Origin of the sequence: Metapseudomonas resinovorans, from assembly GCF_002003485.1 — a bacterium.
In the GTDB taxonomy this organism is placed as follows: Bacteria; Pseudomonadota; Gammaproteobacteria; order Pseudomonadales; family Pseudomonadaceae; genus Metapseudomonas; species Metapseudomonas resinovorans_D.
Map to the genome: position 1 here is coordinate 1 of NZ_BDMA01000091.1, position 8,688 is coordinate 8,688.

Consider the following 8,688-nt stretch of genomic DNA (forward strand, 5'->3'; position numbering starts at 1 on the left):
TGGCGAATGAACTCGCCCCTACAGGAGAGCGTCGATCCATTTGTGGATTGGCCAGCGAAGCTGGCCCGTAGGGTGGATGACGCTTTTTTCATCCACCAATTGTCGTAACCAAACGCTCGGTGCCGCAATGTTGGGTCTCGTTCCTCGGACCAACCTACGGCAGGACTGCGTCCTGCTTGGCGATTGAAATCGCCCCCACAGGACTGTGCCGAAGGTGGGCTGGGAGTCACCCCTCTCCGCATCAGGGAGAGGGGACGGGGGAGAGGGCCTAGATCGTCCGCTTGAACTGATGCCAGCGATGCAGCCAGGAAACGATCCAGTGCGGCGAGGCGGAGCCAGTGCCGGCGAGCCGTAGCTGCGGGTGGTGATTGATGACTCGGTCGAGCACGGATTCCTGATCCGGGTCTACATCCACGAAGAAGATGTGTTCGCCTTCCCTGACCTTTTCCTTCAGGTTGCGGAAGTGTGCATTGGGTACCTGGATACCGAAGAAACCGCCTTCCCAGATGCAGAAGCCCAAGATGACCACCGCGAGGAACACGAAGGGTACCCATCCCGCCGGTGTGTCGGTCCAGCCCGCCAGCCAGGCGCCCAGGAGCACCAGCGCGGCCAGTGGCACGCCGATCAGCGCGCCAATCTCGCCGGAGTGGACGACATCCTGCTTCATGAAGGAATTCACATCATGGAGATGGTGCTGTTCGACGTCGGCGTCCCTGTCGCTCAGCACATGGATCTGCTCGGTATTGATGCCATTGGCCTCAAGTTCGGACTCGAGGGTTTCCAGGTCATCGAGGTTGTTGCTGATGTAGTAGTGCCTATTCATGACTCACCTCCGGATACTGGTTCGAAGTGGTCGTTCGCCTCCCGCAATCGATGGCGTTATTCCCGATGGTTATCCTCGAGCCCTGGCTGAAAATCCAGGGTTCTTTCACTGGAAAATTATAGCATCCGGTATTCCTGTCGAAGGCCCGTAGCCCTTGATGCACGCGGCCTTGGCCGATGACTTGCCCGTCCAGGTGGTGGTCCTTGTCTAAACTGCTGATTGAACAGCTGGCGTGGCAACGCACGAGTCAGGAGGGTTGCTAGATGAATACATTGACCATCAAGAGCTGGTGCAAACCCCAGGGCGCGGAGAAGTCCGTTCCGATGGGGGATCTGCACTTCCACCTCAACAATGCCGACCATCTGCTGCTCGAGGAAGCGGAAGAGCACCTACAGAAAACCCATGAGCCGGACATGATGATCGATGCCGACATGGCGCATATGGAGCTGGTCACGCCCAGCGAGTGTGGTTCGCTCGCGGACCTGCAGTTCCGCGTCTTTCTCAGCAAGGACGATGAACGTGGGCTGTTCCACCTGGTGGGCCACCGCGAGAGCGACGGCAGTCTGGTGTACACCAACACGGTGATGATCGATCAGTTGGGCTGACGGCAACACGAGCAAGGGCGCGGGTGACGCCGAACGAACCACGCCCTTGTCATCCACCTCAGCAAGGCTGCAGATCGTCTGAGCCCGAGGGTTAGACGCGTGGATCGACTGTCGTCCCTGCTGAGCAACTTCAGCCTGCATGCCTCGACCTTTTTCAACGGCGGCTTCTGCGGCATGGCTGCCTACCCCGGCGAAGTCCCTCGTGGCTATGTGCACCTGCTGCGCGCAGGACGTGTGACGCTGGCTTCGAGCCATGGCGTGGGAGTTGTGGTCGATGAGCCGAGCCTGTGGCTGATGGGCCGGCCCCTGGCGCACCGTATGAGCGCCAGCGACGAGGACGGGGCCGAGCTGGTGTGTGCCACCCTCGAGTTTGACGGCGGCGTCGACAACCCGTTATCGCGGGCACTTCCGGATTACCTGCTGCTGCCCCTGTCTTCCGTGCCGAGCGTTGCCGGCGTCATCGACTGGCTGTTCAGCGAGGCCTTTGGCGACGAATGCGGGCGCGAAGCCGTGCTCGACCGTCTGTTCGAACTCATGGTCATCCAGCTCCTGCGTCACCTGATGGACAGCAACCAACTGTCCGGCGGCATGTTGGCAGGGTTGGCGAACCCGCGTCTGGCCAAGGCGATGACCCTGATGCACGACGCCCCGGCGAAACCCTGGTCGGTGGCCGATCTCGCCCTGGCCGCCAACATGTCCCGCGCCAGCTTCGCCGCGCAGTTCCGCGAGGTGGTGGGCATCACCCCGGCGGATTACCTGGTGAGCTGGCGCGTAAGCCTTGCGCAGAAGCGTCTGCGGGAAGGTCGGCCCATTGCGCTGATCGCCGATGAAGTGGGCTATGAAAGTCCATCCGCCCTGGCCAGGGCCTTCCGCCGCAAGGTGGGCGCCAGCCCGAGGGAGTGGGTACAGCGGCTGGATTGAGCCAGGTCGGCGGTACTCGCCCACGCTTTGTATATTCGTGTGTCCGTCCCGCTGTCATATACGTGCGCTTTCAGTAGCCGCCGAGTCCCGACACATCGTCGGCAGATGCCGTGGATAGGGTGAAGCCACCAAACCTTTCACCCGGAGGCACCTGCCATGATGAACCTACGAACCCTCACCGTCGCTGCGGCACTGCTGGCGATCACCGGTCTTGCCCAGGCACATGAGGAGAAGCCTCAGGCCAGCTGGCAGAACGGCATCCACCGCACGGACCTCACCCGGCATGATCTGGAAGTACCCGGATACGAAGCCATCCAGGTGCGCGTGGACTTCGAACCGGGCGTCGTGTCGCCCCGGCATTCCCACCCGGGCGCGGAAGTCGCCTATGTGATATCCGGTACCTTCGAGTACCAGTTGGAAGGGCGTCCAAACGTCATCCTCAAGGCTGGAGAGTCTCTGTTCATTCCCGCGGGCACTGCCCATATCGCGACGAACGTCGGCAAGGACAAGGCATCGGAGCTGGCGACCTACATCGTGCAGAAAGGCAAACCACTGCTGAAGTTGGAGGAGTAAGCGGGGCGGCACTTGTCCGTGATGCCGCTGCACTTGTAGGAGCGAGCTTGCTCGCGAAGGGTCTTGCCCAGGACTGTTCGCGAGCAAGCTTGCTCCTACACAAATGCGCCTCGGCTTCTGCAAGAATATGCGCCGCGTATTTCCTTGCACCGAGAAGTCCATGCCGTCGATTCAATCCTTCCTTTCGCATCCGAACCCCTTTCAGGGTGACCAGCTATGAGCGGCGCCATCGAGCTGGTCGAGACTGGCCCCGAGCACATGGAGCTGATCCGCAACCTGTATCAGTTCTACGCCTATGAGTCCTCGGACTGGGAACAGGAAGACGTCGAAGTCGACGGTCGCTTCTACATCCATGACGAGCATCTGGCGCGCTACTGGCAGGAGCCGCTGTGGAGCGCGCACCTGATCCTGGTGGACGGGTTCATCGCCGGATTCTTCTTGATCGAGCGAAGCGAACTGCCCGGGATCGACGCCCTCGAACTGGCGGACCTGTTCATCCTCAAGAAGTACCGGCGCCAGGGTGTCGGCCGCGCCGTGGCCACGCAGGTACTGACCAGCGGGACCAACGACTGGCTGGTGCGTTTCTATCCGCAGGACGAAAGCGCCCTGGCGTTCTGGCGCACCGTGCTGGCTGAGCTTCCGCGAGCGGTGCACGAGATCGCCCTGGATGATGAGCCGCAATTACTGAATTTCCGGGTGACGCGGACGACTCACTGAGGGCGCGTTGCAAGTTGTACGGCCGGATCATAAAGCTGTCATTTTCGATCATTGAGCCAGGTATTTCCGGGTCGTATCGTCCTTCCAGCCCCCGACACTGGCGCGCTGATGCGCGCCTGACGGGCTTCCAGAAGAAGAACAATCGAGAGGAAGTGACGATGTCCGAACTGAACCTGCAACCCCAGGCCGCTGCCTCGCTGCAACGCTGGCACGAGATGGTCGAGCAGCAGGATCTTTCCGCATTGCCGGAATTGCTGGCGCCGAATGTGGTGTTCCGCTCGCCCATGGCGCATACCCCCTATCCGGGGCCCATGGTGGTCTCGACCATCCTCAATACCGTGCTCAAGGTGTTCAACGACTTCACCTATCACCGCCAACTGGTTACCGCCGATGGCCTCGGCGTGGTGCTGGAGTTCAGCGCGCACGTCGATGGGCGCGACCTGAAGGGTATCGACATGATCCACTTCGACGAGCAGGGCAAGATCGTCGATTTCGAGGTCATGGTTCGCCCCATGAGCGGCCTGCAGGCCCTCGGCGCAGAAATGGGACGACGCCTGGGCGCCTATCTGGCGGAAGCCAAGGCTGCTGTCTGAGGGCGTGGCACGGGCCATGAGATCGCCCATGGCCCGTGCACGCCGTCAGTTCCGCCCAGCGATCCAGCGGCGATAGCGTCGCGTCCGGGACGAGGTCGAAACCTGCTGCCCCAGCAGGGCGAGCAGCGGCGAAACGTCCGGTCGCGTGGCGCGCCCCTTGCTCAACCGTTGCAGTTGGTACTTCACCACCGCCATGTTGGCCATGGCGCCGAGGGTCTTGTTCTTCCAGGTGATGGGGCGCAGGGCAGGGGCGCTGTCGCCACCGTTCGACCACTCCCGCGGCAGATTCGGATTGATGGAAAGCGCGGTGGCCATTCCGGCCAGGGCGATCCCGCTCTGGATGACTTTCTCCGCCACGGCGCGCCGCCGGATACCGCCGGTGACCATCAATGGCATCCGCGCAATGGCTGCGATGCTTTCAGCGAATTCGAGGAAGTAGGCCTCGCGGGCGAGGGTGCGGCCATCGCGAGCCTGGCCTTGCATGGCCGGAGCTTCATAGCTGCCACCGGATAGCTCGACCAGATCCACGTGCTGCTCATTGAGCATGGCGACCACGCTGCGCGCATCCTCCGGGCTGAAACCACCGCGCTGGAAGTCCGCCGAGTTCAGTTTCACCGACACCACGAACGCCGGCGACACTGCACCCCGAACGCCCTGGACGATGTCGATGAGCAGGCGTGCGCGATTCTCGATGGAACCGCCCCAGCGATCCTGGCGCTTGTTGCTGATCGGCGAGAGGAACTGGCTGAGCAGGTAGCCATGCGCGGCGTGAATCTGTACGCCGTTGAATCCGCTGCGCTCGGCCAGCCGCGCGGCAGTGACGAAGCGACTGCGCACCTCCTCGATATCCGCTTCGGACATTTCGCGGGGCACGCGGAACTGGTTGGAGAACTTGCCCAGGTCCAGGGGCACGGCGGACGGTGCCAAGGTCGGCTGGCCCAGGGCGGCCGGTGTCTGTCGACCCGGATGGTTGATCTGCATCCAGACCTGGGCACCACGAGAGCGGGCGACGTCGGCCCAGCGCCGGAAGCGCTCGAGGTGGCTGTCCGTTTCCAGCACCACGCCACCGGGCCCGGTCATGGCGCGGCCATCCACCATCACATTGCCGGTGATGATCAGACCTGCACCGCCATCGGCCCAATGCTGGTAGAGGCGCAGCAGCCCTGCGGACGGCGCATGGTCATCGTCGGCCATGTTTTCTTCCATGGCCGCCTTGGCCAGGCGGTTGGGTATGCGGGCGCCATTGGGCAGTGCAAGCGGTTCGAACAGGCTCATCGGTAGCTCCTCTTCTGCGGAGCCAGAATCCTAAGATTAAAGTTAACTTTAATGTCAATAGGTCAGGGCGAATGCTCGGGCAAGGGCTGGAATGACCCGCAACGGGTGCCGTGAAAGCCCGGTAGACGCGCGGGTAGGTGCCGGACGTATCCCAATGTATCCAGGCCCTGATCTTCATCGAGTCGCTTACAAATGCTTTTTCCTCCAGATACGTCACGGATACACGGCTGAGGCGAAATAGCCACACCCGAACGAGGCCAGCCCCAGGCGCCTCGCTCCAGGGTCCCAATAGCCCTTGTGGCAAGCCCCGCGCGCCTTGGTCGCGCAACGTATCCGGAGAAACGCCATGTCCCGCCCCCAGTTCTCGAACAAGACCCGTATTGGCCTGATCGCTGTTGCCCTGGCCGGTGGCATGCAGATGACTTCCGCCTTCGCCGTTGAGGCGCTGCCCCAGGGCTACATGCTTGCCGCTGCCGACAAGGCCGCTGAAGGCAAGTGTGGCGAAGGCAAATGTGGTGCAGCGGAAGCCAGCGGTTCCAAGGCCGCCGAAGGCAAGTGCGGTGAAGGCAAGTGCGGCGATGCTTCCTTCGCGCGCACTGACACCGACGACGACGGCCTGGTATCGCGCAAGGAACTCCTGACCGTGGCGCCGAAGGGCGAAGCGGAGTTCATTGCGATGGACACCAACAAGGACGGTTTCCTGTCCGAAGGCGAGGTCTACAAGTTCCGCAGCAACCAGTACCTGTCCAACGGCAAGAAAGTCCCCACCGAGCTGTTCACCAAGATGAGCCAGGCCAAGAACTGATCCTCGCGTCTTGATCCACCTCCCCGGTGCCGACCGCCGGGGAGATTCCTCACCTTCGGGAGAACCCCCATGAACGCTGCTGCCTTCCCCCAGGGCGCAGGCCTTGGCTTGCGCCGTGCTTTGTTGCCCGAGCTACTGGCGATGGATGCCGGTGCCGTGGATTTCCTCGAGTGCACCCCGGACAACTGGATCAATGTCGGTGGACACCACGGAGACGCCCTGGCGCGCCTGTCCGAGCGCTTCCCGCTGGCCTGTCATGGCCTCTCGTTGTCCCTCGGCGGCCCGGCACCTCTGGATCGCGAGCTGCTGCGGCGCATCCGCGCGTTCCTCGACGGGCACAGCGTCGCGTTCTTCAGCGAGCACCTGAGCTACTGCTCGGACGATGGTCAGCTCTACGACTTGCTGCCGCTGCCTTTTACCGACGAGTCGGTACGCCATGTCGCCGCGCGGATCCGCCAGACCCAGGACGCCCTGGAACGGCGCATTGCCGTGGAGAACATTTCCTACTACGCCGCGCCCTATCAGGCCCTGCAGGAGATTGATTTCCTCCGCGCACTGCTGGAGGAGGCCGACTGCGATCTGCTGCTGGACGTCAACAACCTCTACGTCAACTCGATCAACCACGGCTACGACGCCAGCGAATACTTGGCCGCTCTGCCGGCGGAGCGGGTCGTCTACCTGCATGTGGCGGGTCATTACGACGAAGCGCCGGACCTGAAGATCGACACCCATGGCGCAACGGTAAAGGGCGACGTCTGGTCGCTGCTGGAACAGGCCTACCAGCGCTTCGGCGCGCTGCCGACGCTGCTGGAACGCGACTTCAACTTCCCGCCGTTGGCGGAGCTGCTGGGCGAGGTCGAACAGATCCGTGTGCGCCAGCAGGCCGCCATGCCGTGGCCGGAGGTGCGCCGTGCATGAAGTCCTGCATGAACAGCTGATGAGCATGGCGCGCCATGTGCGCGACCCACAAAACAACGCGCCGCCGCCCGGGATCGAACCGCGCCGCCTGGCCGTGTACCGCCGGTTGTTCTTCGGCAATGTGGAGTCGCTGCTCGCGGGCTGCTTTCCGGTCATACGCGCCAGCCTAGGCGCCCAGCGCTGGCAGGCCCTGATCGAGGCTTTCTTTGCCGATTACCGCTGCCAGACGCCGCTGTTCACTGAAATCTCCGGTGAGTTCGTCCGCTATCTGGAAGAGGGCGGCGCCGACGCGCTCGAACCGTCGGCCTGGCTGCCGGAGCTGGCCCATTACGAGTGGGTGGAAGCTGCGCTGCTCCTCAGTAACAGCGACGAACAGGCCCATGACCCCGAGGGCAACCTGCTCGACGGCGTTCCCCTGTTGTCCAGCCTGGCCTGGCCGCTGGCTTATCAGTGGCCGGTGAGTGAGATCGGTCCCGACTTCTTGCCGCAACAGAGCCCGGAACAGCCGACCCTGGTGCTGGCGCGGCGCGGTGTCGACAAGAAGGTCCACTTCTCACGCCTGGCACCGCTTGCCCATGCGCTGCTCGTATCCCTGCAGGAGCGTGACTGCTCCGGCCTCGAGCATCTTCACGCCCTGGCCGAAGCCGTAGGCGTGCACAGCGAGGCCCTGTTGCCGCAAGGCCTGGCCCTGCTGGAAAACCTGCGCGCCCAGGGCGTGGTGCTTGGCACCCGTATCTGAGGCGCAGACAAATGCCGGCGCCCGCCGGCACTTCCTTCCCTGTACCCAGGAAACACATTGATGACCGCAATCCTGCAAAGCACCCTCTACACCGCCCAGACACGTACCACTGGTGGCCGCGATGGTCGCGGCGAATCCTCCGACGGCGAGCTGAACGTGCGCCTGAGTCCACCTAACTCGGGCCGACCGGGAACCAATCCGGAGCAACTGCTGGGCGTCGGCTGGTCGGCCTGCTTCATTGGCGCCCTGCGCCGCGCCGGCCAGAGCCTGCAAATTCGTCTGCCGGAGGATGTGGCGGTGGTCGCCGACATCGCCCTGGGCAACACCGCCGATGGTGGCTTTGCCCTGGCGGCGAAGCTACGGGTGGAACTGCCGGGCCTGGCGAGCGATGACAAGGCCCGTCTGGTCGAGATGGCGCACCAGCTCTGCCCGTACTCCAAGGCAACCCGCGACAACATAGAGGTGACCTTCGACATTCCCTGATCGAATTCGGTCAGCCCAAAGCCCGCGTGCCCCGAGCCCGCGGGCTTTTTTCGTTGCGGTGGCAATGTTGGGCCTCGTTCCTCGGACCAACCTACGGCAGGACTACGTCCTCTATGGCGAATGAATTGGCCCCTACAGGGTCTGGGCGGTGCCTGTGACGATTCGAATGCTCGGGCCGATTGGGTAGGGTGCGCCGTGTGTTCAGCCGGGGGACATAGGTAACGGGTGTCGGGAGA

General features: G+C 63.1%; 11 protein-coding genes. 9 read left to right on the top strand and 2 right to left on the bottom strand.

Annotation, left to right across the window (positions count from 1 at the left end; all coding sequences use genetic code 11):
• Positions 1–268: 268 nt before the first annotated feature.
• The gene (locus MnOB_RS25705) at positions 269–823 is read right to left on the bottom strand and encodes an NAD/FAD-utilizing enzyme apparently involved in cell division (RefSeq protein WP_077527373.1); all 555 of its coding nucleotides are present in this window, start codon (positions 821–823) and stop codon (positions 269–271) included.
• Between the two features lie 263 nt (positions 824–1,086).
• Here MnOB_RS25705 and MnOB_RS25710 point away from each other — a divergent pair, with 263 nt between their 5' ends.
• From MnOB_RS25710 to MnOB_RS25730, 5 genes are all read left to right on the top strand, one after another.
• On the top strand, positions 1,087–1,428 hold the full coding sequence (locus tag MnOB_RS25710) for a hypothetical protein (protein ID WP_077527374.1): 342 nt from the start codon (positions 1,087–1,089) through the stop codon (positions 1,426–1,428).
• A gap of 99 nt (positions 1,429–1,527) precedes the next feature.
• On the top strand, positions 1,528–2,349 hold the full coding sequence (locus MnOB_RS25715) for an AraC family transcriptional regulator (protein ID WP_077527375.1): 822 nt from the start codon (positions 1,528–1,530) through the stop codon (positions 2,347–2,349).
• A gap of 156 nt (positions 2,350–2,505) precedes the next feature.
• The gene (locus MnOB_RS25720) at positions 2,506–2,922 is read left to right on the top strand and encodes a cupin domain-containing protein (RefSeq protein WP_077527376.1); all 417 of its coding nucleotides are present in this window, start codon (positions 2,506–2,508) and stop codon (positions 2,920–2,922) included.
• A gap of 216 nt (positions 2,923–3,138) precedes the next feature.
• The gene (locus MnOB_RS25725; protein ID WP_077527377.1) at positions 3,139–3,639 is read left to right on the top strand and encodes a GNAT family N-acetyltransferase; all 501 of its coding nucleotides are present in this window, start codon (positions 3,139–3,141) and stop codon (positions 3,637–3,639) included.
• Positions 3,640–3,797: 158 nt separating this feature from the next.
• Positions 3,798–4,232, top strand: coding sequence for a nuclear transport factor 2 family protein (locus tag MnOB_RS25730; RefSeq protein WP_077527378.1), 435 nt, complete (start codon positions 3,798–3,800; stop codon positions 4,230–4,232).
• 45 nt (positions 4,233–4,277) lie between these two features.
• Here the strand turns inward: MnOB_RS25730 and MnOB_RS25735 are convergent, their stop codons facing one another.
• Positions 4,278–5,507, bottom strand: coding sequence for an NADH:flavin oxidoreductase/NADH oxidase family protein (locus MnOB_RS25735; protein ID WP_077527379.1), 1,230 nt, complete (start codon positions 5,505–5,507; stop codon positions 4,278–4,280).
• Between the two features lie 346 nt (positions 5,508–5,853).
• On the opposite strand from MnOB_RS25735, the gene MnOB_RS25740 reads away from it, so the two are divergent.
• The 4 genes from MnOB_RS25740 to MnOB_RS25755 all read left to right on the top strand — a co-directional run bounded on the left by MnOB_RS25740 (position 5,854) and on the right by MnOB_RS25755 (position 8,452).
• Positions 5,854–6,312, top strand: a complete 459-nt coding sequence (locus MnOB_RS25740; protein WP_077527380.1) for an HvfA family oxazolone/thioamide-modified RiPP metallophore — start codon at positions 5,854–5,856, stop codon at positions 6,310–6,312.
• A 69-nt stretch (positions 6,313–6,381) separates the two neighbouring features.
• Positions 6,382–7,230 carry an HvfB family MNIO-type RiPP peptide maturase gene (locus tag MnOB_RS25745; RefSeq protein WP_077527381.1) on the top strand — a complete coding sequence of 283 codons (849 nt, stop codon included), beginning with the start codon at positions 6,382–6,384 and terminating at the stop codon, positions 7,228–7,230.
• Positions 7,223–7,969, top strand: a complete 747-nt coding sequence (locus tag MnOB_RS25750; RefSeq protein WP_077527382.1) for an HvfC family RiPP maturation protein — start codon at positions 7,223–7,225, stop codon at positions 7,967–7,969. Before MnOB_RS25745 ends, MnOB_RS25750 begins: the two co-directional genes overlap by 8 nt.
• Positions 7,970–8,029: 60 nt before the next feature.
• Positions 8,030–8,452: an organic hydroperoxide resistance protein gene (locus tag MnOB_RS25755; protein ID WP_077527383.1), complete on the top strand. Its 423-nt coding sequence runs from the start codon at positions 8,030–8,032 to the stop codon at positions 8,450–8,452.
• Positions 8,453–8,688 lie beyond the last annotated feature (236 nt).